This is a genomic window from Pirellulales bacterium (genome assembly GCA_036499395.1).
In the GTDB taxonomy this organism is placed as follows: Bacteria; Planctomycetota; Planctomycetia; order Pirellulales; family JACPPG01; genus JACPPG01.
Genome location: DASYDW010000020.1, coordinates 14,699 through 38,346 on the forward strand (window position 1 = coordinate 14,699; position 23,648 = coordinate 38,346).

At 58.5% G+C, this 23,648-nt stretch carries 16 protein-coding genes and 2 pseudogenes; 13 read left to right on the top strand and 5 right to left on the bottom strand.

The annotated features are described in order from the left end of the window. The first annotated feature begins 59 nt into the window (after positions 1-59). A pseudogene (locus VGN12_04620) lies at positions 60-302 on the top strand (transposase). A 143-nt stretch (positions 303-445) separates the two neighbouring features. Here VGN12_04620 and VGN12_04625 read toward each other — a convergent pair. From VGN12_04625 to VGN12_04640, 4 genes and pseudogenes are all read right to left on the bottom strand, one after another. Continuing rightward, positions 446-1,525, bottom strand: a pseudogene (locus VGN12_04625) (IS3 family transposase). Between the two features lie 431 nt (positions 1,526-1,956). Then, positions 1,957-4,200: a bifunctional serine/threonine-protein kinase/formylglycine-generating enzyme family protein gene (locus VGN12_04630; protein HEY4308719.1), complete on the bottom strand. Its 2,244-nt coding sequence runs from the start codon at positions 4,198-4,200 to the stop codon at positions 1,957-1,959. Next, complete coding sequence (locus VGN12_04635; protein ID HEY4308720.1) at positions 4,190-4,807, bottom strand: ECF-type sigma factor; 618 nt, start codon at positions 4,805-4,807, stop codon at positions 4,190-4,192. Before VGN12_04635 ends, VGN12_04630 begins: the two co-directional genes overlap by 11 nt. Positions 4,808-5,326: 519 nt before the next feature. Next, positions 5,327-6,007, bottom strand: a complete 681-nt coding sequence (locus VGN12_04640) for a response regulator transcription factor (protein ID HEY4308721.1) — start codon at positions 6,005-6,007, stop codon at positions 5,327-5,329. A 593-nt stretch (positions 6,008-6,600) separates the two neighbouring features. Between VGN12_04640 and VGN12_04645 the strand changes: the two genes are divergently transcribed. The 8 genes from VGN12_04645 (at position 6,601) to VGN12_04680 (ending at position 15,253) form a co-directional block, all read left to right on the top strand. Next, positions 6,601-7,230 (top strand): hypothetical protein, encoded by a 630-nt coding sequence (locus VGN12_04645; protein HEY4308722.1) that lies wholly within the window; start codon positions 6,601-6,603, stop codon positions 7,228-7,230. A gap of 9 nt (positions 7,231-7,239) precedes the next feature. Continuing rightward, the gene (locus VGN12_04650; protein ID HEY4308723.1) at positions 7,240-8,232 is read left to right on the top strand and encodes a DUF1559 domain-containing protein; all 993 of its coding nucleotides are present in this window, start codon (positions 7,240-7,242) and stop codon (positions 8,230-8,232) included. Positions 8,233-8,428: 196 nt separating this feature from the next. Continuing rightward, on the top strand, positions 8,429-9,058 hold the full coding sequence (locus tag VGN12_04655) for a TetR/AcrR family transcriptional regulator (protein ID HEY4308724.1): 630 nt from the start codon (positions 8,429-8,431) through the stop codon (positions 9,056-9,058). Continuing rightward, positions 9,055-9,852, top strand: coding sequence for an electron transfer flavoprotein subunit beta/FixA family protein (locus VGN12_04660; GenBank protein HEY4308725.1), 798 nt, complete (start codon positions 9,055-9,057; stop codon positions 9,850-9,852). The genes VGN12_04655 and VGN12_04660 overlap by 4 nt, the downstream gene beginning before the upstream one ends. Before the next feature lie 27 nt (positions 9,853-9,879). After that, positions 9,880-10,842, top strand: a complete 963-nt coding sequence (locus VGN12_04665) for an electron transfer flavoprotein subunit alpha/FixB family protein (GenBank protein ID HEY4308726.1) — start codon at positions 9,880-9,882, stop codon at positions 10,840-10,842. Next, positions 10,839-12,848, top strand: a complete 2,010-nt coding sequence (locus VGN12_04670; GenBank protein ID HEY4308727.1) for a (Fe-S)-binding protein — start codon at positions 10,839-10,841, stop codon at positions 12,846-12,848. Before VGN12_04665 ends, VGN12_04670 begins: the two co-directional genes overlap by 4 nt. Positions 12,849-12,884: 36 nt before the next feature. Continuing rightward, positions 12,885-14,060: an acyl-CoA dehydrogenase family protein gene (locus VGN12_04675; GenBank protein ID HEY4308728.1), complete on the top strand. Its 1,176-nt coding sequence runs from the start codon at positions 12,885-12,887 to the stop codon at positions 14,058-14,060. Positions 14,061-14,140: 80 nt separating this feature from the next. After that, positions 14,141-15,253 (top strand): acyl-CoA dehydrogenase family protein, encoded by a 1,113-nt coding sequence (locus VGN12_04680; protein ID HEY4308729.1) that lies wholly within the window; start codon positions 14,141-14,143, stop codon positions 15,251-15,253. A 47-nt stretch (positions 15,254-15,300) separates the two neighbouring features. Here the strand turns inward: VGN12_04680 and VGN12_04685 are convergent, their stop codons facing one another. Continuing rightward, entirely contained in the window at positions 15,301-16,500 is a 1,200-nt protein-coding gene (locus VGN12_04685; GenBank protein HEY4308730.1) for an acyl-CoA dehydrogenase family protein, read from the bottom strand. A 318-nt stretch (positions 16,501-16,818) separates the two neighbouring features. Here VGN12_04685 and VGN12_04690 point away from each other — a divergent pair, with 318 nt between their 5' ends. The 4 genes from VGN12_04690 (at position 16,819) to VGN12_04705 (ending at position 23,644) form a co-directional block, all read left to right on the top strand. Next, a complete protein-coding gene (locus tag VGN12_04690; GenBank protein HEY4308731.1) occupies positions 16,819-17,526 on the top strand; it encodes a hypothetical protein in 708 nt (235 codons plus the stop codon). Between the two features lie 331 nt (positions 17,527-17,857). Then, positions 17,858-18,667: a DUF72 domain-containing protein gene (locus VGN12_04695; protein ID HEY4308732.1), complete on the top strand. Its 810-nt coding sequence runs from the start codon at positions 17,858-17,860 to the stop codon at positions 18,665-18,667. A gap of 203 nt (positions 18,668-18,870) precedes the next feature. Beyond that, positions 18,871-20,019: a glycoside hydrolase family 5 protein gene (locus VGN12_04700; GenBank protein ID HEY4308733.1), complete on the top strand. Its 1,149-nt coding sequence runs from the start codon at positions 18,871-18,873 to the stop codon at positions 20,017-20,019. A gap of 34 nt (positions 20,020-20,053) precedes the next feature. Beyond that, a complete protein-coding gene (locus tag VGN12_04705) occupies positions 20,054-23,644 on the top strand; it encodes a glycosyltransferase (protein ID HEY4308734.1) in 3,591 nt (1,196 codons plus the stop codon). Positions 23,645-23,648 lie beyond the last annotated feature (4 nt).

Genomic DNA, 23,648 nt, shown 5'->3' on the forward strand with positions numbered 1-23,648 from the left:
CGAGTCGATCGACGGAGCGATAATCCGTTGAACAGTACCCAAGCGAAGGAGGGCGACCGATGCCACGAGGTCAGAAGTTCCAAGCAGAGGCGTTCATCGCGAAGTTGCGTGAGGCGGAAGTAGAGCTTGCGCGGGGCAAGAGGGTGCCCGAGGTCGCGAAGAAGATCGGCGTTACGGAGCAGACATACTACCGCTGAAAGAAGGAGTACGGTGGTCTGCTCATAGATCAGGCGAAGCGGCTTAAGGAGTTGGAGAAGGAGAACGCCCGTCTGAAACGTCTGCTGGCCGACGCCGAGTTGGACTGACCGGCTCTGAATTTCTGTACCAGGGGTTATGAAGGTATTGGTTGGGGAACAGGTACGGTCTCTTCTCTTCGCGTGTGCTGCTGTAGCGCAGGCTGAGGCGTAGCCGAAGCCGGAGTGGAAGCAGCACACGCGGCGAACTTACTGGGGGCTTGGTAGCCCAACGAGCTGTGGGGTCGGTGGTGGGTGTAGTCCTCTCGCCAGACTGCCGTCAGCGACCGGGCGGCCGATAGGTTCTCGAACTCCTCGACGGCCAAGAACTCGTCACGAACACGACTGTGGAAGCTTTCGGCATAGCCATTCTCCCAAGGGCTGCCTGGCTCCACGTACAGCGTTTCCACGCCGACCTGCTTCAGCCAACGTCGCATGGCTAGCGCGATAAACTTTTCCGTTGTCGCTGCGGACGTGTTGTGGCACGCCACGCATCGCGAACAACTCCGCCAGTGTGTCGATTACGTCTTCGCTCGTGATGCTGCGGTCCACCTTCAAGGTCAGGCACTCGCGCGTGTGCTCGTCGATGATCGACAGCCACTGCAGCGTGCTGCCGCTGGCGGTGCGATCGAACACGAAGTCCCAACTCCAGACGTGGTCTTTGTGCAAGGCGCGACGCCGGTCGCAGCCGTTGACGCTGCTCCCCAGGCGACGGCGTTTCCGCTTCTTGTTTGGCACTTTCAAGCCTTCCCGACGCCACAGTCGAAACAGGCGGCTCTGGCCAACACGCCGACCTTCGGCGGCCAATAGACGGCCGATCCGCCGATAGCCGAACCGCGGCCGCTCGCGAACCAACTCCAACATCCGTTTCACCACTGCCGCTTCGTCGCTGTGCGGTTGCGGTTGATAACGCTGACTGCTGCGCGGCTGACCCAAGGCAACGCACGCCCTTCGTTCGGAGACCGTGAACTGCGTTTGCAGCGCACAGACCGCCGCGCGCTTCCGCGAAGGGCTCACCAGTTTCCCGAGGCGACATGCTTCAGCATCTGATTGTCGAGCGACAGATCCGCCACCAACTGCTTCAGCCGACGGTTCTCGTCTTCCAGCTCCTTCAGCCGCTTCGCCTCTTCGGCCTTCATGCCGCCGTACTGCGCACGCCAACGATCGTACGTCGATTGGCTCACTTCCAGGGATTGCAACACCAACGCCTTGCCGGCGTTCAGCATCCCCTCCGCGTCACGCAGCTTCTTGATAATCTGCTCGGGACTGTGCCGCTTACGTCGCTTCGTCATCGAAAAGGTCTCCTTGCCCGAAGGGCTAAAGACCTTCATAACCGATGGATCAGATTTTCAATAGCAGGCCACTGTCGTGGGATCGGTCGCGCGCATTCGCGGCCCGAAAAGCACGATTCTTCGAAGCGAAGAGCTTCGCGAACACATCGCACTGCTCGGCGTCGCACGGTTTGGCGCGCCGAATCACACATACACCGCGCCAGGATTCGCGGTAGCGACAGAGGTTAGAGAATCGCGACTGGCAAAGGACGCAACACCTGGGTGAATTATCGTCGAATCACATCGTGCTCGCACTTGCTGGTCGGCCGCATCGAAACAGTCCTATTGGCGAACACGCTCCCAGTGGCATGGACCCAACAACGGCGAAATCGATCGGGGGGCGCGGCCGCCCATTGAGCCAGCGATCGAGTGACGGCGGGTCCCACGGTTCGTCAATCGTTGACGAATCGTGGCGTGGCGCTGCGTACGCAGCGAAAGCCCAGGCCTGGGCGGACCGCTCCCTCGGAAACGACGACGGGCAATGTCGACTTATGAATCGTCGTCACCGAAGACTCGCCCATCGTCGATCGCATGTTCCCGCCACGTACGATGCGCTCGCGCGGTTCAAGTATAAAAGCTGCCACTTCTGGCCTTGGCTTCGTGAACCGCGACACGGTCCACTCGGCGACATTGCTACAAAGACCGACCACTTGCGGTTCTGTGTGAGTGCGGTCCACGGACGGAAAACCGACCGGCCCCACCCCGTTTTCGGGCTCTCCTTCGTCGGTGCTTGCCTCCGGATTCGGAGCTGGCGCGCGGTGTGATGCAGCGAGGACAAACTCGTTTTCCGTTGGCAGACGCTTGCCGCGACTTTCCGCTAGTGCCAGGGCAAGATCGAACGAGACCGTGACAGCATAATCGTCGGGAACTGGACGCCAGCGCTTGTCCATCGGGTCCTTGCCGTGCGAAAATTGTCGGTACTCTGCTACCGTGAACTCCTTGCAATCGATATAGAACGCGCCGTCGCTGCTATGCTTGCTGCTCTTGGGGTCGGCGCTAGGGGGCGCGGCGATCAATGCCATATTGCTAGTTACGTCCGCGTCGGGAATGCGAATCTTCGGTAAATTGATCGATCCGTCGGCCGCCTGCTTCCAGCGTAGATGTGCGTATATGCCTGGAAGAGTCTCCGCCTCTCGCGGTACGCGGCGATACACTTCGTTAAATCGACCATCGTCAAGCACGGCGACGACAAGATACTCTCCGGCGGGCACCTCGAGCGAAAACGGGGAGCGTTGCCGCGGCCGAATCGCCTTATCCGGCAGCGGCTCACCGAGATCGGCATCGAGTGGTACGAAGGTTACCTTTGCGCCTGCTGGCGAAGTTGTCATGGTAACGGTACGCAGGCCAAGCAAGGCATGATTTTCGGACGCTAATTGCGCGGCAATGCCCATCGCCGCTGCCAGTAGCGCAAACAACCCGACGACGGCAGCAGCCGCAGGGCGGCGACGAATCCATCGCCAAGCTCGCTCCACGGGACTAGGACGGCGCGCGACGATGGGCCGGCCGTCCAGCACACGCCGCAAATCGACGGCCATCTCTTGCGCTGACCAGTAGCGGTCGTCGGGCGACTTCGATATCGCCTTCAGGCAGATCGTCTCGAGGTCGCGTGGAATCGAGCGGTTAATGCGCCTGGGCGGAAGCGGATCCGCATGGACGACCTTTTGAAGCAGCGCCGCAGCGGGGCCATCGAAAGGGGGGCTGCCCGTCAGCATTTCATAAAGAATGACGCCGAGCGCAAAAATGTCGGTCCGCCGGTCGGCTGCGATCCCCTTGCCACTAGCCTGCTCCGGAGACATGTAGGCCGGCGTGCCCACAATCTCGCCGTCCAGCGTCATGTTGCGGCTGTCGTTCGCGCATTTTGCTAGACCAAAATCGGTGATGTGCGGATTGAGTGCCTCATCCAGGATGATGTTACTGGGCTTCAGGTCGCGATGAATCACGCCTCGCTCATGGGCGTGATCCAAAGCGTCAGCAAGCGATGCGCACATTCTCGCAGCCTCGCGCGCTATAGGCCGCGATCGATACAACCAATCTCGCAAGTTCTGTCCGAGCACATACGCCGAGACGATATATACGGAGCCCCCTTCCTTGCCCACCTCGTATACAGGCACGATGCGGGGATGACTAAGTTGTGCCGCGGCACGCCCCTCGCGCAAAAAGCGATTCAGGGCATTGTCCGTCAGCCGGTGCGCATGCGGGATCTTTAGTGCCACGGTTCGCTGCAACCGCGGATCAAAGGCTCTCCAGACCTTGCCACTCGTTCCTTCGCCAATGCTTTCCAAAAGCAGAAAGTGGCCAAGACGCGAAGGGGCCAGTACGTTCGGCGGCGGAGCGGGCTCGCCGGAATGTTTTAAACGAGCTTCCTCGATCTGCGACGCGTAATGCGGGAATCGGGTCATGTAGACGCGCCAATCCGACGCGTCTTTATCGTGACTGCGCAGCTCCCAGTCGACCAGCAACAGCTCGACAAACAATTGGCCGCGGTGTTCTTCTTCGACGTAGGAGAGGTAATCTGTTAGCTCAGGCTGGCTGCCGGCCCACAAATCCTTTTCGAAGCGATCGCAGATGGCGTCGATCTGCAGGTCGACACTCAATCCGACAAGTGCCTGACGAAGATTATGCTCTCTAGCTCGCATGGATTAACTCCTGGCTCCACGCGTTACGAATCAAATGCAGCTTACGCTCGATGGCGCGTTTACTTACAGAAAGAATGTTAGCAATTTCAATTACAGAATAGCCTTCTACTCTAAGAGCTGCAATTTTAGCGAGCTCGGCATTCGGAAGCAAACCAAGCAAGCGCCGACTTTGCTCTTCGAGAATCGCGAGTGTTTCAGGCGTGGGGCAGTCGCTGACAAGTTGGTCGAACGAAAATTGCCCTGCCGCGGCGTTACTATCGGCTAATGCCGACTCGGCATACACACGGTTGCCTCCGCGTTTGGCTGTAACATTGCGGCGAATCAGATCCACCGACTTTTGTTTGGTAATCGCTAACAACAGCCACCATAGCTCATCACGATCGTTTACATTGTCGAAGCGGCCGGCTAAGGCGCCCCGGCACAGACTAAAAAAGACGGCCTGCGCAACATCGTCCTCATCGGCGACCGCTTTGGGTTTGCCCGCAAGGCGTCGACTTGCGATTTCAACCAACTGTTCCCGATACCGGTCCCAGAGATTCGCTACGTGCGCAACTTCCCCAGCTTTCAAGGAGCAAAGCCATTCGCTGACCGAGTTCTGAAGTGACATGCAACAAGATCCGGCGCAAGACGACTAAATAAATGACGCTAGTCCATCTTGTTTATCTTCGATCTCGCCAGGTGGCAATGGCTGTAACCCTTGATTTGCAAAGGTTTTCCGCGTCTGCCGGGGAAGGCGCATCCTTGACCTCGTTCGAAAAATGCCAGGTTGCAGCGAGATTGGCGGCTGGCCGTCGTTTTTTGCGATTCGCCAGAGGCGATAGCGCCGCCTGATCCCCCGTTCGTCAAGCAATCACGTTTGTAGCCTGTCGTCGATTTGGCCGGGGGCAGTTGCTGGTCGGTGTTGCTGGGGCCGAGGATTCACAAGGATTCTGAGCGATCCTCGGCAGACGTCCGACTCATTAACCCGGGAGACCGGGCTGCGTCGTGGTGTCGTCCCAGCAACACGAGCCTTATAGGCCACTCATTTTCACACAAAACTGCTAGCTGCGACGGCGAGATCCACGAAGATGATTGGAAAGTAACGCGCGGCGCCGTAGCGAGTTCGTCCTGAGTCACCTCCAGAAAGTCAGGCTGCCTCTGTGCGGCGCGCGTTAATTTTGCGAACGATATGTGCCTTATGGTTCTCCAGCGCGTTGGCACTGATCCCCAGTGCGAAAGCGCAGCAAGGCAGGGTCAGACCCGTGGCGAGAAGCCGGAGCACCTCAATTTCCCGTTCACTCAGAAAGGCGGGATTGCGCGTGCAGCGCTTACCCCGGTGATTTGCCGTTAAGAGGCGGGATGACCCAACGTTCGTAGAGATAACGTCGAGAGCGGCTTCGAGCTTTTCGAGCGGATCCTGTTTGGTCAAATAGCCTTCTGCCCCGCAGGATAATGCGCGATTGAGTCCGTAATCTCGGAAAACGTCGTCCATGACCACAAACGCGACGCGCGGCGTCAGGGACCTGACTTTTCCAATGGCCTGCTGCACGTCCGGCAATCTTGCGTCGATGATCGCCAGCGACGGCGGACGCTGCGAAACGGCATTCAGGAACGGATCAAGGCTGGAAAAGGCTCCCACGACATTCATGCCGAATGACCGAATCACGCTGGCCATGAGGTCAGCAACCAATTGCTCCTTGTCGACGACCACGACCGTCACCTGCGATCGACTAGGTAGGACGCCTTCCTTGCTGGTCGGACGGGATTCGTCCCAGCCATAATTCTCAATAGGGAGGTGACTTGCGCCGTCTGCCTGATTCGATTGCATATTCGGACCGCTCGGAAAAGGGTAGGAAAACGAGGCATCGAGTCGCTCGGCCCCCCAAGCAACAAGACGCGTTCATCCTGTTAACCGAAAAGCCCGATCGTGGTCCGCCAATAATCCTGGGGAGCAGGCCAGAGCCGCCGATCTTGCCCGAGATATCGGCGCTTTTTATTTGACAGGAAACAGGCGATGGGTGAGACTATCGCTAATTCTGCACCCCTCGTCTCGTCCAGCGGGAGGGGGCTCTCCCTCCTCGGCGGCTAATGCAAATCACCTTCAAATCGGTGTAGTCCATTAGTAGCGAGGTTTCGCGCGCATCGATGATTCGATGCATCTGCGCGACGACTATTCAGGTCAGATTGGTGTGTCGTTCCAGGAATTTCCTGGGCGCTTGGTTCAGGAACTAGCCCAGCCACGTCACCGACTGACCCACCATTCGCCCCTTACTACTTGGATGCTGGATTTCGTCGGTTGTCGCGCAGCGCCATGGATTGTCGCACCGCGCAATGCATCGACGCCGTGCGTAACAGAGAATCTTGGCAACAACATTTCGAATCAATTGGCTTATCAATACTATGTTTGGACGATCGATATTCTTGGCAGTTGCGTTGGCGTTCGTTTCTCTTCAATCAACCTCAGTGTGGGCCACGCCGCTCACATATTCGTTTCAAGGCACGATGCTCTCGAAGCCACTTCAGCCCTACGGCTTGACGATCCCTGGAACCGTTATTGCCGGCCAATTCTCCTACGATCCCGATACCCCCGCTACGCGAACGCTCAACTCGGGTTTGGGGTATGACCAGCATATTGTCGACGGATTTCATGCCACCATCGGTGGAGTAACGGTCAGTGCCAGCGACTACGTGGTGGAAATTGTCAATAATATTGTTCAGCCAGATCACACGGTCAAAGATGAGTTTTCGATCGTCTTCTCCAGCGCAATAACGCCGGCTCTCGATTCCTCGCTGGTCGTGAATGGCACGGCACGAAGCGCTGGGCTGTTTAACGTCACGTTCATTGGCGACAGTAGTCTTTATCCCGCTACGACCCCTCTTCCGAACTTCAACTTCAGGTCATTTACGTCAGGACTCGGCTTGTTCAGCGACGCGCCCGTGGGGGTTGTCGATGTCTTCACCGTTACGCCGGAACCGACAGGGGTCGTGCTGCTCGCCATTGGCGCGGCGCTTTTCGGCGCGCGATATTTTCGTCAGCGGCCGAATCGTTGAGCTTGACGAATGATCCAACAGCCCCTCGGCAATCAGCGATCGGCATTCACGCTCGTTGAATTACTGGCGTCGATAGCCATTATTGGTTTGTTGATTGCGCTAATGCTTCCCGCGATTCAAACGGCGCGCGAAGCAAGTCGCCGCGCCACCTGCGCCAACAATCTCAAGCAGATCGGTTTAGCGCTGCTGAGCTATGAAAACGCGCAGCATGTTGGCCCGATCGGCGTCAGCGGGCAAGCGGGATGTGGAATGTCCTGGTGGGCGTCGACGTTGCCGTTCCTCGAGCAAGCAGCCGTTTCCGATCGCCTCGACTATTCTGGATCTTCCACCGGCTTCCTGCTTTTACATGCGGGCAATGCGCAAGTCGTCAATGGACTGCAAATTCCTAGTTTGGCTTGCCCTTCGAGCACTTTGGACCAGATGTACCCGGTTGGAATTAGTTCAGTGCAAATGCCCTCTTACGTGGGAATCTCAGGTGCGTCTAACGATCTGGGGTTTCCCGAGACGCGCGTTAACACTTGTTGCGCCCCGGGCGGCAATCTGGGACAGATATCCGCTGGCGGAATGCTCGTCCCCAATCGCAGCATCGCTTATGCCGAGGTGACGGATGGGTTGTCGAACACCATCGCTGTCGGCGAATGTTCGGATAACGTGTACAACGCCAACGGAGTTGCCATGCGCATCGACGGAGGTCTTCCGCTGGGATGGATTGCCGGAACCTTCGAGTTGGGCACACCGCCGAAGTATGCAGCGGATCCCGCAAAACCGAAGATGAGTTACAATATTACGACAGTCCGCTACCGTCCAAATATGCGAGATTACACGCAACCGGGGATTATCAACGATCACGGGCCGAACAATCCCCTCGTGTCATCGCATCCAGGGGGTGTGCATGCGGCGGTCGCCGACGGCGCTGTCCACTTTCTCAACGACAACATGGATGTCACCGTGCTCAAGGCACTTTCAACTCGCGACGACGGAATTCCGGCTTTGGTGCCCTAGCTCATACCTTCTGTCGCTCTGGCAGCGCCCCGTATTGGGTGATACGCGTGCCATGCACTGTTCAGCGCCGCATGCGCTGATTCGAACCACTTTCTCACTTCGCGTTTCTAGAAGTTGACAACGGCCTCGAAATGCTGTTCTACTAACCGGTCGGTAGAATTCGAGATTCGATGATTCGGTTTGACGACGGACATACGTGGCAACGTTAAAAACCAAAAAGCCGCCGGCGGCATCCGAACGCGATCGCGCGGTCGAAATCTACGGCAAGGCGGCCGAGATTTTTCACGAGCGGGGCTTTGATGCCACCTCGATGAGCAGCATTGCCTCGGCCGTCGATCTCACTAAGGCCGGACTGTACTACTACGTAGAAAGCAAAGAAGACTTGCTCTACGCCATCATCAATTTCGCCATGGAACGACTCGAAACCACGGTGATCGAGCCTTCCCGCGAATTATCCGATCCCCAGCAGCGGCTACTGAGCATCGTCACCCGGCACGCACAATTGCTGACCGAGGGAAACAAGGCGATCACCCTGCTGACGGATGAAATCGACGGTTTGAAACCTAAGCATCGTAAGCAGATCCTGGACCGCAAACGGGCATATTTCGAGTTGGTGCGCGGCACGCTCGATGAGTTGAACGATCGTGGCCGATTGCGCGACGTCGATACGACCGTCGCCGCCTTCAGCTTGTTCGGCACGCTGCTTTGGCTGCCGCGATGGTTTCGCGTCGGAGGGACGCTCAGCAGCGAAGAGGTTGTTCAACAAATCGTCCGCCTGGTTACCGGCGGACTGTTGAAATCGAAAGGCAAAAGTACGCCAGCATGAACATCATCGTTTGTATCAAGCAGATTCTCGACCCCGAGATTCCTGCTCGCGATTTTCGCGTCGATGGCGCAAAACGCCAAGCCGAACGCGGCAGCGCCAACTTGGTTACCAACATTTTCTGCGAAAACGCACTCGAGACGGCGCTGCAGGTTCGCGACGCCCACGGCGGCAAAATCACGGTCGTAACGTGCGGGGGCGTCGAGGCGGAAGAGGTGCTGCGAAAGGCACTCGCATTGAAGGCGGATGAGGCCGTATTGCTCGAATCGCCGATCGAAAACCCCGATCCTCTTTTCGTCGCCCGCACGCTGGCCGCCGGCATTCGCAAGCTGGAGCCGTTCGACGTGGTGCTTGTCGGGCGCGAGGCGGGCGACTGGGGGGCAGGCCAAACAGGTGGACTCTTAGCCGAAGAATTAAGCACGCCCTGCATTGCGTTCGCCGAGTCGTTCGCGCCCGGCACCGAACCAGGCCGGCTGCAAGTCAAACGACAAACCGACAACGGCTGGGAAGGCTTCGAGTCGTCGACACCGCTCGTGATTACGATCACGAACCATGATAAGAACGTGCCGCGCATTCCGAAAACGCGTGATGTGATGCAGTCGTACCGCAAGCCTTTGACGAAATGGCCGTTGGCTGAGCTAGGGATCGACGTCGATTCGAACGGCGGTTATTCCCACATCGCCGACCTTTTTGTGCCCGTCAAGGAAACGCATTGCGAGTTCCTGTCCGGCGATACGCTGGAAGCTAAGGTCGACGCTCTCGCCGAGCGTTTAGCCGGGATCATCCGTTCGATTTAATCACCACCCGAGATAGTGAGAGATACAGTGCCAGACGTTGTTGCATGTTTGTGGGGCCGCGCCGGCATGGACCGCGCGGCACAAGGACTGCTCGGAGCGGGCCGCCGATTGGCCGAAAGCCTCGGAGAGAAGCTACACGCCGTAGTTGTCGGGCCAGTCGACCCCGCGGCAGTCGAAGCCGCGCGAACCGCGGCCGACAAGGTCGTGCTGGTCGAAGATGAATTGCTGGCCGAGTACAACGCTGAAAATTATTTGGCAGCTCTGACCGCGGTGTGTGGACAGCTTGCGCCGCGGGCAGTGCTCTTGGGCAACGATGTTTATAGCCAGGAATTGACGGCGCGCCTTGCCCATCGTTTGGGCGGTAGCGCCGCGGGTGATGCCGTCGATGTTGCGATTGCCGACGGCCAGTTGCGGGCGACTCGCGGTGTCTATGGCGGAAAGGCCACGGCCGTGATTGCCTTGGCCAAGACGCCGGCCGTCGTGTGGATTCGCGCGCGGGCGATGGCGCCCGCCCCGGCGCGGGCACCCGGCGAAGTCGAGTTGCTAAGTTTGGGCCTGGCTCAGGATTCTCGCGTCAGCCTGATTTCGAGTCACGCCGATGCGAAGGAAGGCGTGCGACTCGAAGAGGCGCGTCTCATCGTATCGGGCGGGCGTGGCTTGGGGGGGCCCGGGCCGTTCGAGCAATTGCAGGCGCTGGCCGCGGCAATGGGCGCGCAAATGGCGGCCTCGCGCGCTGCGTGTGACGCCGGCTGGGTCCCGGCCTCTTGGCAAGTCGGACAAACCGGCAAAAAAGTGGCGCCCGAGCTATATCTGGCCGTCGCCATTTCGGGCGCCAGCCAGCACATTATGGGCATTGCCGACTCGAAAGTGATTTGCGCGATTAATCGCGATCCCGACGCGCCAATCTTCAAGCATTGCCGCTTCGGCCTGGTCGAGGACTATCAAAAGGTTATCGGTCCCTTGACCGCCAAGCTCGGCCAACACGCATGAATGACCCGCTCACCGCGACGCGCGAAGTCTTCTGGAACATCAGCCATGCGTGGTTGATGTACGCGCTGCTGCTGCCCACCGTGATCGTCGCCGCCTATGGCATATATCGCCGTGTGCGCGTGTGGCGCCGCGGGCGCGACGAAAACCGGTGGGACCAGCCATTGCGGCGTTTGGGGTTGGTCGCGAAGAACGCTCTCTTGCAGGTGCGTACCTGGCGCAAACTGTACCCCGGCGTCATGCACGCGATGATCTTCTGGGGATTTATCGTGCTCACGATTGCGACCACGGTCGTGATGCTCGATTACGACTTCGGCATCCCGATCATGCGTGGTTGGTTCTACCTGATCTTCCAATCGTTCATTACCGATGTCTTCGGTGCGCTGGCGATCATCGGCGTCGGCCTGGCGATGCTGCGCCGCTGGGTCGCGCGGCCGCGCGAGCTTGTCTATTCGACCGAGGCATCGCTGATCCTGGCGGCTATTTTCGCCATCCTAACGACCGGATTCCTTGTCGAGGGATGGCGCATCGCAGCCACTAACGACCCATGGGCTGCATGGTCGCCATTCGGGAATCTGGTCGCACGAGGCTCGCGCCGTTTCATGTCGGATACGACGATCCAGGGCGCACACCTGGCGACGTGGTGGATGCACATGCTGCTCGTGTTCGGGTTTCTCGCTTGGGCCCCCTACACCAAGATGGTGCATGTTCTCACGTCGACCCTGAATATTTACACGGCGCGGCTGGCGCCGATCGGCGCTACTCTGCGAAAGGTTGATTTCGATTCCGAGGAAAAACTGGGTATTCACGCGCTCGCCGGTTTCACTTGGAAGGATCTGCTCGATTTCGATGCCTGCACCGAGTGTGGCCGCTGCACCGCGGCTTGTCCGGCCAACCGCGTTGGCAAGCAGCTTTCTCCGCGTGACATCATTCTCGATCTGCAACGGTTGACTCGTACGGAGAACGCCGATTTCGCGCAGACTTACATCGGCGTCACTCCGGCACTTTCCGCCGAGGCGATGTGGGAGTGTACGACCTGCGGCGCCTGCGTCGAGGCCTGCCCCGTGTCGATCGAGCAAATGCCGAAGATCGTCGACACGCGTCGCTATCTGGTGATGGAAGAGGCCGAATTCCCGGAAACCATGCAGCAGGCGTTAACCTCGGTCGAGACGCGTGCTCATCCGTTTCGCGGCACCGCCTTTTCGCGCGTCGATTGGACGCAAGGTTTGCCGATCGCAACGATGGCCGAAGCGCGCGAGGCGCAGGTTCTACTGTGGGTCGGTTGCGGCGGCGCACTGGTCGAGCGGAATCAGAAGATCGTTCGCGCCCTGGCCCAACTCTTAACGAAGGCAGGCGTATCGTTTGCCATCCTGGGACGCGAGGAGAAATGCACCGGCGATCCCGCCCGTCGCATCGGTAACGAGTTTCTATTTCAGCAGTTGGCCGAGGATAATATCGCCACGCTCGATCGGTACCAGGCGAAAACGATCGTTACTTCCTGCCCGCACTGCTTCAACACGTTGCGGAACGAATATCCACAATTCGGTGGGCATTACGAGGTGTTTCACCACAGCGAATACCTGGCCCGCCTGGTGCATGAAGGCAAGCTTACCGTTGACATGCCGCTGGATAAAAAGATCACCTTTCACGATCCTTGCTACCTGGGCCGACACAACGGCGTGTACGACGCTCCACGCGAGTTGGTACAGCACTCTACGACCTACGCGCCCCTTGAAATGGCGCAAAGTCGTCAAAATGGCTTTTGTTGTGGAGGCGGGGGTGGCATGAGCTTTGTCGACGAACCGGCCGACAAGCGCGTCAACCAAGAACGCGCTCGCCAGGTACTGGAAACCGACGCCGATATCGTGGCCGTGGGATGCCCGTTCTGTACGACCATGCTCGAAGATGGCATCAACGCGAAAAAAGGGGCACGCGATATCCAGGTCCTGGACGTGGCGGAGTTGCTTTGGCAAGCCGTGGAACGCCCCACCCCCTCAGAACATTCGTAACAGCTACAGACCTCTGCATCTGGAGAGCCAACATTTATGGATCTTAGTCTCACCGCCAGCGAACTGAAGTTTCGCGACGAGTTGCGAGCCTGGCTGAAAAATAATCTGCCGCCGAAGGGCGCGCACGCATTGAATGCGGCGCATTCCGCGGCCGATTTCCACGGACAAATCAAGGATTGGCAGCGCAAGCTGTTCGAGGGAGGTTACGCAGGCATCGCTTGGCCGAAGGAATTCGGTGGTCGCGGCGCAACGTTCATCGAACAGGCCATATTTCAGGAAGAAATGGCGCTCGCCGATACGCCCGAGACGGCCACGATCGGCCAGAGCCTGGTCGGGCCGACGATCATCGCTGTCGGCAGCGAGGCACAGAAGAAGCGTTTCTTGCCCGGCATCCTCTCCGGCCAAGAGGTCTGGTGCCAAGGCTTTTCCGAGCCTAACGCCGGCAGCGACCTGGCGTCGCTACAGACGAAGGCCACGCTCGACGGCGATCACTTCGTCATCAATGGTCAAAAGATCTGGACGAGCTTTGCTCACTTCGCCGACTTGTGCCTGCTGATCGTCCGCACCGACTCGGCCGCTGCCAAACACAAGGGCATCACGTGTCTGTTAGTGGATATGAAAAGCCCGGGTATCACCGTGCGCCCGCTGAAGATGATGTCTGGCGATTCCGAATTCAATGAGGTGTTCTTTTCCAATTTACGCGTGCCGGTCGACCGCATGCTGGGCAAAGTCAACGAAGGTTGGAACGTTGCCATAACGGCTCTGAGTAACGAGCGGGCCAACTTGGGAATTGGTCTGTATGTGGCGTTCAAACGCAATCTCGACGCCGTGGTCGAACAGGCACGCACGCTGCGCCGCCACGGCAGGCCCATCATTGAAGATCCGGTGCTTCGCCAGAAACTGGCCCAAGCCTACGTCGATCTAGAAGTGTTCCGTCTGAACACGGCGCGCGGCTTGAGCACGTTGAATAAAACCGGCGTCCCCGGGCCTGAGGGATCGATCCAGAAACTCTACTGGAGCGAACTGAATCAGCGCAACGCACAGATCGCGATGGAAGTACTTGGCCCTTACGGGCAATTGACGGACTTTGACGGCGGTCGCTGCGTCTACAACTACCTGCGGTCGCGCGGCAACACGATCGAAGCCGGCACGAGCGAAGTTCAACGCAATATCATCGCGCAGCGCGTGTTGGGGCTCCCGCGCAGCTACTAAGCTCTCTTCGCGCTGCCGAAAGCTCGCCGTCCACTTCACAGAATCACATTTGGCATTCGACCTACAAAGGCATTCCGATCATGGAATTTGAACTTTCCAAGCCTCAAAAGCTGCTGCAAAAGTCTGCGCGTGAGTTATTCGCCCGCGTGTGCCCGATGACGCGCATTCGCGAGTCGCTGGCAGACGACAAGGTACTGCATGCCGAGTTATGGTCCGAAGTGGCAGACCAAGGTTGGCCAGGTATTCATCTGCCCGAAGAAGCTGGCGGCTTGGGGTTGGGCGTTGTAGACCTTGTCGCTGTCGCTGAAGAAATGGGACGTGCCTGTTTTCCCGGATCGTTCCTCGGCCCGGTCTGGGCGGCAACCCTCGTCGCACAGGCAAAACCTGAATCAAAATTCCTGCAGTCGCTCACCGCCGGCGAGTTGCAAGGTGCCGTCGCTCTACTCGAAGCCGACGCCAGTTGGAATCCGGCTGATGTACAACTCGCGGCAGTAAAGAAGGACGCCGGCTTTACGATCAGTGGTCGCAAGTCGTTCGTCTCGGATGCCGGCGCAGCGGGACTACTGATTTGCGTGGCGCGGGTAGGGCAAGAGCTTATTCTGCTCGCGGTGCCGGCCAAGTCCGCAGGCGTTTCGATCACGCCGACCGTCGGGCTGGATGCCACCCGCAAACTCTACGACGTCACGTTCGAAAATGTCGCAGTAGATGCCGATCATGTGCTCGCTACCGGCGAAGCGGCCTGCGCGGCACTCGAACGCTCGATGCAAGTCGGCACGCTAGTCGTATGCGCCGACATGCTGGGCGGGATGCAATGGATTCTCGAAGACGCGGTCGAGTACGCTAAAACGCGCCAGCAGTTCGGCAAGGTGATCGGATCGTTCCAGGCCGTGCAGCACATGTGCGCGGACATGTTGCTGTGGACCGAAAGTGCGCGATCCGCGATCTATTTCGCCGCCTGGGCGCTCGATGCCGAACCGGCAAGTGCCGCACGCGCGGTCGCCACGGCCAAGGTCTATACGTCCGACGCCTCGCGCGAGGTGGCCAATCGCGGCGTCCAAGTCCACGGCGGCATCGGCTTCACCTGGGAGCACGACTTGCAATTCTATTACAAGCGCTCCAAGGCCTCGGAAATCCTCTTCGGCGACGCGAGTTTCCACCGAGCCCGCATGGCTGAGTTGGTCCTCGACGCCTGAACCGCTCTTTGTTTCTTTGAGGGTATTGTTGACCGCGGCTAATACAACTAGCGCCGGGGCGCAATTCCTTCGAACTTGGCGATAATTCCGAGCATGATCTCGTCGGCGCCGGCGCCGATCGACATCAGGCGCGAATCGCGGAAGTAGCGCGCCATCGGATATTCTTCCATGTAGCCCATGCCACCGTGGAACTGCATGCAGATATCCGCGACTTCGCGCACCAAGCGGCCGGCTTTCAGCTTGGCGATCGAAGCCTCGCGGGTGAAATCCAACCCGCGATCCAGCAGGCGTCCGCAGTGGTAACACATCTGTCGCAGGAATTCGACTTCCGCGATTAGCTCGGTCAGCTTGAAATAGATCCACTGGTTTTCGATCAGCGGCTTGCCAAACGTCGATCGGCCGCGGCAGTACTCGATGGTCATCTTCAAGATCTTGTCGGCACCGGCCACTGCCCCCAACGAGCCGATCAATCGCTCGTTCTGGAATTGCTGCATCTGATAGATGAAGCCCATTCCCTCTTCGCCGATGCAATTCGCAACCGGCACGCGGCAATTGTCGAAGACCAACTCGGCCGTGTCGCTGGCCCAGTTGCCCATCTTCTTCAGTTTCTTGCTGACCGAAAAACCTTTTGCGTCGGTCGGCACGACGATCAGCGACATTCCCTTATAGCCTGTGCCCGGCGTGGTGCGGGCCAGCAGGCAGATCCAGTCAGCCTGCGCGCCGTTGGTGATATACATCTTGCTGCCATTGATGACATAGTCACCCCCGTCGCGTTCGGCCTTGGTGCGGATCGAAGCGACGTCGGAACCGCCGCTGGGCTCGGTCACCGCGATGCTGCACACCGCATCGCCCGTGATCGCGGGCTCGAGATATTGCTTCTTGAGTTCGTGCGTTCCATAACGGGCCAAGGCCGGGGTGGCCATATCCGATTGCACTCCCATCGCCATGGGAATTGCACCGCAATTGCAGCGGGCCATCTCCTCGGCAAACGCGATGTTGTACCAGTAGTCGCCCCCGGATCCGCCATATTCGACCGGGTAGGAGAGCCCCAACAGGCCCAGGTCGCCGGCCTTCTTGAACAGGTCGTGGGCGGGAAAGATCTCGTCCTCCTCCCATTGGTCGATGTAGGGATTGACCTCTTCGTCGACAAAACGACGCACCGTTTCGCGAAACAGTTGGTGAGCTTTCGTAAAGCCCGTGCCGGGGACCAATTCCTCAGCTTTGTTCTGAAGGAGTTCTGAGGCCATGTTGACACCAATATCTGTTGGAAGGGATCGAGAGGGCGCACGACCGCTATGCTTCGTTCCGATTGTAGCAATACAGCTTCCGACTGCACGTAGGTTTTCAAGAATTGTGTGCGACTTCGACAGAAGCGATTGGGGTAGCGCCCGGAAGAAAACTCGTCACCGATTGGGGCCGATCGTTTCCGGAACTGAACGGTACGAATCTTCTGAGCATGGTACACTTTTCCGAAATCGTCGGGCCATTCCGAAGTCGGCTCGGATAGGGCGAACTTCGACGATCGTCTTTGTTTGCCACGTTGATTTCAGAGAGTAGTACTCATCATGCTCCCGGCCAACTACCAGATTCGCCTCCTTGCACCGGGCGACTACACGGCGATCATCGAAATTTGCAAAACTGTCTACCCCACAGAGACGCCCTATACCGTTGAGGAGCTAGAGGATCATCACCGAGTCTTTCCCCAGGGGCAGTTCGTCGCCGCTGACGTGGACTTGAACCAAGTGGCAGGTGTGCATTTCACGCTTCGCCTGCGAATGTTCGATTTTCACATCGACGACCCGTGGGACGTTCTCACGTCGGGCGGTACGTTTCTCGATCACGACCCTGCCGGACCGACCCTTTACGGCGCGGATATCATGGTGCATCCCGGTCATCAGCATCACGGGATTGCGCACGCGTTGACCGATCAGACGCGCTTTTTGGTGCAAGAAGAACGTCTCTGGCGAATGGTGGGGGCCAGCCGGTTGCCCGGCTATGCCATGCACAGCGCGACCATGAGCGTCGAGCGTTATGTTGATGCCGTCGCCAATGGCACGCAGTTTGATCCCGTGCTTAGTCTCCACCTAAAAGATGGCTGGACGATCGTAAGACCCATCCAGGGCTATCTTCAACACGACGAAGACAGCGCGGGTTGGGCCGTCGTCATTCAGTGGGTTAATCCTGATTGCCCACCACCGGCTGCATTCAGTCTGCGCAACCTACCTCCATCCTCCTCGGCAGATGCCATCAAGTCGGGGCGTTCAACGGCATAAGGCTCGATCCTGCTGGATGTGCTCTCGCTGTAGCCCGAGGTTAGGCGAACCGAGCATTGGCCATCTTAGAACTTGTTTGGACCGCCGCGACGTCTTGTCTCGAGAACGGACGACGGGCGGGAATGCGTCAGTTCACGCCTGGTTTTCCGCCGCCCCACGCATCTTCGCTCTATGCGAAGCGGTTGGAATTGGTCAGTGCCACCGACATAATCAGATTCGAGGCTTTCCTGTCTGCCAACTGAGTGAATAGTGGGGAACGTACGTGAAATTCGGCAAGGTCGACAATCCAAAGAAAATTGATTTTACAATCCCACGAGATCATCCAGATACCATGAAGGTACTGAAACGAGCCTCGAAAGCGAAGGCATTCAAGGTCTACGTCGGATGTGCCAAGTGGAATAAGAAGGACCTCAAAGATCTCTATCCGAAGGGCGTGAAGGACGAACTCGCGTACTACTCGACGCAGTTCAATAGCATCGAACTGAATGCCACATTTTATCGCTTATTTCCAGCAGCGACTTTCAAGAACTGGAATGCTACGGTGCCGGACGATTTCCGGTTCTTTCCCAAGCTCGAACAAACGATCTCGCACTTTCGACGCTTGAAGAACGTCAAGCAACTCGTCAAACGCAACGTTACCAACATGTCGCATCTGCGGGAAAAGCTGGAGATGCCGTTCCTGCAGATGCACAATAACTTTGGGCCGAAAGATTTCGAGCGTGTTGTGACGTTCGCCGAGAACTGGACACACGACGTTCCGCTGGCGATAGAGTTTCGCCATACCGATTGGTACAACGATCCTGCCGTTTCAACCAAACTTTACGATTTGCTCGAGACACACGGCATTACGAATGTCCTCGTCGATACGGCGGGGCGTCGTGATCTGATGCATATGCGACTGACGACCCCGACGGCGTTCATACGCTGGGTAGGGGCGAACGATCCCAAATCGGATCGCGCCCGTCTCGATGATTGGATTGAGAGAATCGCGAAATGGAAAAGGGCCGGATTGCAGAAGCTCTTTTTCTTCGTCCATCACAATTATGAAGTGGAATCTCCTGCACTCGCCGCGCACTTCATCAAGCGGCTCAACAAGAAGATCGGTGCCAGCCTGCCTGTCCCCAAGACTCTTAAGGCTTAGCGGCCGCATTGACCGTGTAGGCCACACTTCCGCCCGACTGCAAAGGGCTGTCGCTCGGCGTTTCTTGCTCGCTTCTTGAGCGTTTTGGCCTCATTCGCCTGCCGCTGCGAGTTTTTCGCATGTTTTGACGGCGATTGGCGACCCATGTTTGAGCATCACGGCGATGGGTGACCATGGCCGTTCACCTCTGATTGTACGCAACCATGAATAGCGCAAATCAACTCACGCGGCGCGAGTTCGTCGCGGCCGCCGGCTGTGCATCTCTGTGGGCGAGCGAGGCCATCGCGACTGGCAGCGATCGACCAGCCGTGGCCTTACCGTTGCGTTTGTGTGGCGGTGTTTCGCTGGCCGGCGCCGAGTTTGCCGCCGAAGGGGCCGGCTTTTCCAATCAGAATCCCGGCATTTATGGGCGCGATTATCAATATCCTCAACGGTCGACAATTGAGTATTTTGCCGCCCGCGGGCTGGGATTACTGCGCATTCCGTTTCGTTGGGAGCGACTACAACCACGGCTCTTTGCACCGCTTGCCTCCCCAGAGTTGGCGCGGATGCGCGAGGTCATCGATCGGGCTCGCGCATCCGACGCCGCCGTTGTGCTCGACTTGCACAACTACGGCCGCTATCGCTTGAAACAGGGGAATCAAGCGCGCACGGTGATCATCGACGAGCAAATCGACGGTACCGTGCCGGTACCGCGCGCCGCGTTTGCCGACGTCTGGCGGCGCCTGGCCGCTGAATTCGCTAGCGATGCTACGGTCATGGGACTCGGCTTGATGAACGAGCCGCACGACATGAAATCTTCGGATTGGAAGGCTATTTCGCAGGCCGGCGTGGACGCCGTGCGTGAAGTGAATCGCACGGCCTGGGTCGTTGTCGCTGGCGATGGCTGGTCCAACGCCCATCGCTTCGAGGAAGTCAATGGTCCGCGTGCTTGGATCCGCGATGCGGCGAACCGCGTGGTCTACGAAGCACACTGCTATTTCGATGCCGACGCCAGCGGCAAGTATCGCCACAGCTTCGTGGCCGAATTGCGCGACGATCCGCGACTTGCCGAGCGCGGCGTCGCGCGACTACGCGTCTTCCTCGATTGGTGCCGGCGGAATCAGGTCGCTGGTTTCCTTGGTGAGTTTGGCATACCGGGCGATGACGCAGGCTGGCAAGAGGTACTGAGCCGCGCCCTCGCTTCGATCGAACACACGAAGGTTTCCGCATGTTACTGGGCCGCCGGCGAATGGTGGCACGATTATCCCCTCTCGATTCAGCCGCGCAATGACATGCGCGATCCGGCTCCGCAGCAGCAAGTAGTGGCCCGGTTTCTAGCCAATCGCACAACTACGCCACGGCCGTTCTGACGCCGTGCGCCACACTTCAACTTGGCGAATCATCATGGGCGAAGTATTTAACAAGCCGCTTGTGCGACGATCGGCAATGATCACCGCCACGGTGATGACCGTCGTGTATTTGACCTATCGCGGTCTGTACACGATGAACTTCTCGGGTCCTTACGCTACCGTCGCGTCGGTGGTGCTTTACGGCGCCGAGGCGTACGGCGGACTCTTGATGTTCCTGTTCTTCTTTCAGATTTGGGACATTTCGAATCCTGAACCGGCGCCGCCGCTGCCCGGCCGTACGGTCGATGTGATGATTCCCACATACAACGAAGATCCCAGCCTGCTGCGCGGCACGATCGCGGCGTCGCTGCGCATCGCGTACCCGCATCGCACGCTGGTGCTGGACGACGGCAAGCGTCCGGAAGTGGCAGCGCTGTGCGAGGAACTCGGCGCCGAATATGTCACGCGCCCGTCGAATCTGCACGCCAAGGCCGGCAATCTTAATCACGCACTGGAAAAGACCGAGGGCGAATTCGTCGTCATCTTCGATGCCGATCACGTTGCCGAAACGCATTTTATCGACCGACTCATCGGTTACTTTGCCGACGACCGGTTAGGCTTCGTCCAAACTCCACACGCCTTCTACAACTTCGATGCCTACCAGGGAGTGCTCGACTACAAGCGCAAGGTGTACTGGGAAGAGGGGATGCTGTTCTACAACGTGACGCAGCCCGGCAAAAATCGCTGGAACGGCGTTACTTTTTGCGGTAGCGCCGCGATGTTCCGCCGCAAGTCGCTTGAAGAAGTCGGCCTGATCGCCACACAATCGATCACCGAGGACATGCATACCGGATTGCGGATGCATGCCAAGGGTTGGAAGAGCCTATTCGTCAACGAGCGGCTGATCGCCGCGATTGCGGCCGATGACGTCACCAGCTTCAACACGCAGCGATTACGTTGGGGCGAAGGAAATCTCGGCATTTTTGCCTTCGACAATCCGATCACCATCCGTGGACTAACAATCCCCCAGCGGTTGTGCTATCTCGGCTCGATGCTCTCGTGGACCACCGGTGTACAGAAGTTGCTGATTTATGCAACACCGATCGCGATGTTGCTGACCGGCATCTCGCCGGTCCAACGCATGACGTGGCAATTGCTGGCCATCACAGTGCTTTATCTGATCGCGATCTGGTCAGCGGTAAAGGTCGCCTGCAACGGGTACGGCCGGTTGCTGGCCATCGAACTGACGCAAATGGCCTGCTATTGGACGCAGGTCCGTTCAACGTGGAGGGCGTTGTTCAAGCGCAAGCGGGCCACGTTCGTCGTGACGGCCAAACGCGGTCGTCAATCGAATGGCATTTTGAAGCACCTGGCGCCGCAAATCTATTTGATCGCGATTAGTGCATTCGCCGTTGCCTGGGCCGTGACAAAATATTGCCTGTCGATTTCGAACGATCCGGTGCAATTGGTTGTCGGTGGTGCGCTCGTGGGCGTGAACTGCTATATGGCCTGGCTGGTAGTTCAACGCGCCCTACGTTCGAAAGATCGCCGCACAGCCTGGCGACATCCGATTGCTCTGCACGTCGAGTATCGCGGCACCGATGAATTGGGCGTGGACTTCTCGGGACAATGCGTGACGCGCGACATTAACGAAGGGGGCGTGGGCCTGGTGGCTTACGAGCCGTTTCCGCCGTGTGGCGAAGTGGAAATGACGATCCTTGCCGCGGGACGAGGCGTGACCTGCCGCGGCGCGATCCGGCATCGTCGCGAAGAGGTCAAGTTGCGCGCGGCACGCGGCGGCACGACGCAGGCATACGCGTACGGCATCGAATTCATCGAGCCGACAAAGGAGCAGTTGGAAGTCCTGTGGTGGCTGGGAGCGCAATTCGCCGTCAGCTTTCATTACGAGCGGTTTCAGGGAGGGCAGTTTGGTCTCGGGTCTGCCGCGCCGCGACGATTGCCGACGCGCACGAATGAATTGCCCTTCGAGTTTCCCGTCCGCATTCATCATGGCGCCGAAGCGCCGGTTTACGGTGTCACGGAATGCTTGTCCACGGAATCGGTCGTCCTGCTGATGCCCGACGGTTTTCAGCCGACCGATCTGGTCCGCCTGGAATTTTCGACTCCGTTTGGCAATCTGGAAGCCTGGGCGGAAATCACCTGTGCCAAGTCGCGCACGATTGCTGGCGAACGCGTGCAGGAAACGCGTCTGGCGCTGCGCAAATTCTGTGGAGAGTCGCGTAGCCTGCTGCATTCCGTTCTAGGTCATCACGACTCGAAGGCTTTAGCCGGCGTGATCCGCTCGATACCGCGCCGCCGGGTGGTGAAAACAAAGCGGCCCATGGCCCTAGTCGTTGGCACAACCGGCGCCGCGGCAGCCGTGGCAGCCGGCTGCGTGCTCTATTTCCAGCAGGAGCAAGCGTTGCTTGCACGGGCTTACGCTGGCCGCAAGGTCTCGCCATTGCAGGTCGAGCAACTGTCACAGGCCGCGAATGCTCTGGAGTCTTTGGGCACGACCGACGAAGAACGGCTGCTGCAGCTGCGAAAGGTAATGGTCGATCTCGACCGTGTCGAAGATGTCGCAAAGATCGACGACTACGTTTCAAGCATGACTCCCAAGACACTTGAAGGCTTAGGCCTGAAGGCTGGCAGCTTGCAGCAGCTGCATCGCGAGGGCGAGGCCGAACTAGCGTTTGAAAAACTGCTGACGCACCTCGACCAACTGCCTGACGAGGCGATGCAACGTGATGTGCTGCTGGCAGCGGCGCGGAACGCGGCTCAGCTCGAGAACTTTTCGGAATCGGTCGCGCGCTTCGAGCGATTGGAGAAATTAGCGCCGCTGGCGTGCGAGGCCAGGTTGGAGTTCGCCGGCGTGCTCTACCGTGACGGCCGCTTGGACGAAGCCGTCGCGACACTGCGCGGTGGGGATCAATCGACGAAGGAGCTGTTGTTCCTGGCGTCACTCTATTCGTCGGAAAAGCAGTTCGCACGGGCTGCGAACGTTTGCCGGGAAGCCCTTGATAAATCACCAGACGATTTGTCGGCCATGCGTGGCATAGCGGACAATTCATATTGGGGGCAGGATTGGCCCGCTGCCGCCGCAGCCTATCGACAGGTGCTCAAGCACACGCCGCACGATGCCAAAGTGACAGAAACGCTTGCCGAGGTACTGCTCTCGGAACGAGAATTCGATGAAAGCCTCGCGCTGTATAGTCGTCTCATCACTCGCTTTCCTGAGCGTCGTGACTTGTGGAACGGATACTTGATCGCCGCGGCAAAATGCGAACGGCTCGATGGCCAGCAGCAAAAGCAGCTAATGGCGATCTACGATCAACGCTCCCAAAATGATGACAACAGGTTTCTTACAAACCTGCTGAATGCCGTCGCCAAACACGGTAGTCGGCAGGAAGCCATACCGCTGATGCAATTCCTGGTGAACCGCGACCCACAAGATGCCGAGCTCCGTTTGCGGCTGGCCGACGGTCTGCACCAGGCCAAGCAATTCAAGGCCGCGGACATTCACTACCGATGGCTGTTGGCCCACGCTTCACCGCAGTCTTTGCCAAGCGAGCCAGCCTCACGCGTGGGGCGAGCGATGGGTAACCTCACGCGTTCGCCGATGTCGAAAACGGCGGCCAACCGCTAACGGC

Coding starts and splice junctions, on each gene's coding strand:
- VGN12_04630 (HEY4308719.1), bottom strand. CDS start 4,200: ATGCGAGCTAGAGAGCATAATCTTCGTCAGGCACTTGTCGGATTGAGT.
- VGN12_04635 (HEY4308720.1), bottom strand. CDS start 4,807: ATGTCACTTCAGAACTCGGTCAGCGAATGGCTTTGCTCCTTGAAAGCT.
- VGN12_04640 (HEY4308721.1), bottom strand. CDS start 6,007: ATGCAATCGAATCAGGCAGACGGCGCAAGTCACCTCCCTATTGAGAAT.
- VGN12_04650 (HEY4308723.1), top strand. CDS start 7,240: ATGATCCAACAGCCCCTCGGCAATCAGCGATCGGCATTCACGCTCGTT.
- VGN12_04660 (HEY4308725.1), top strand. CDS start 9,055: ATGAACATCATCGTTTGTATCAAGCAGATTCTCGACCCCGAGATTCCT.
- VGN12_04670 (HEY4308727.1), top strand. CDS start 10,839: ATGAATGACCCGCTCACCGCGACGCGCGAAGTCTTCTGGAACATCAGC.
- VGN12_04675 (HEY4308728.1), top strand. CDS start 12,885: ATGGATCTTAGTCTCACCGCCAGCGAACTGAAGTTTCGCGACGAGTTG.
- VGN12_04680 (HEY4308729.1), top strand. CDS start 14,141: ATGGAATTTGAACTTTCCAAGCCTCAAAAGCTGCTGCAAAAGTCTGCG.
- VGN12_04685 (HEY4308730.1), bottom strand. CDS start 16,500: ATGGCCTCAGAACTCCTTCAGAACAAAGCTGAGGAATTGGTCCCCGGC.
- VGN12_04690 (HEY4308731.1), top strand. CDS start 16,819: ATGCTCCCGGCCAACTACCAGATTCGCCTCCTTGCACCGGGCGACTAC.
- VGN12_04695 (HEY4308732.1), top strand. CDS start 17,858: ATGAAGGTACTGAAACGAGCCTCGAAAGCGAAGGCATTCAAGGTCTAC.
- VGN12_04700 (HEY4308733.1), top strand. CDS start 18,871: ATGAATAGCGCAAATCAACTCACGCGGCGCGAGTTCGTCGCGGCCGCC.
- VGN12_04705 (HEY4308734.1), top strand. CDS start 20,054: ATGGGCGAAGTATTTAACAAGCCGCTTGTGCGACGATCGGCAATGATC.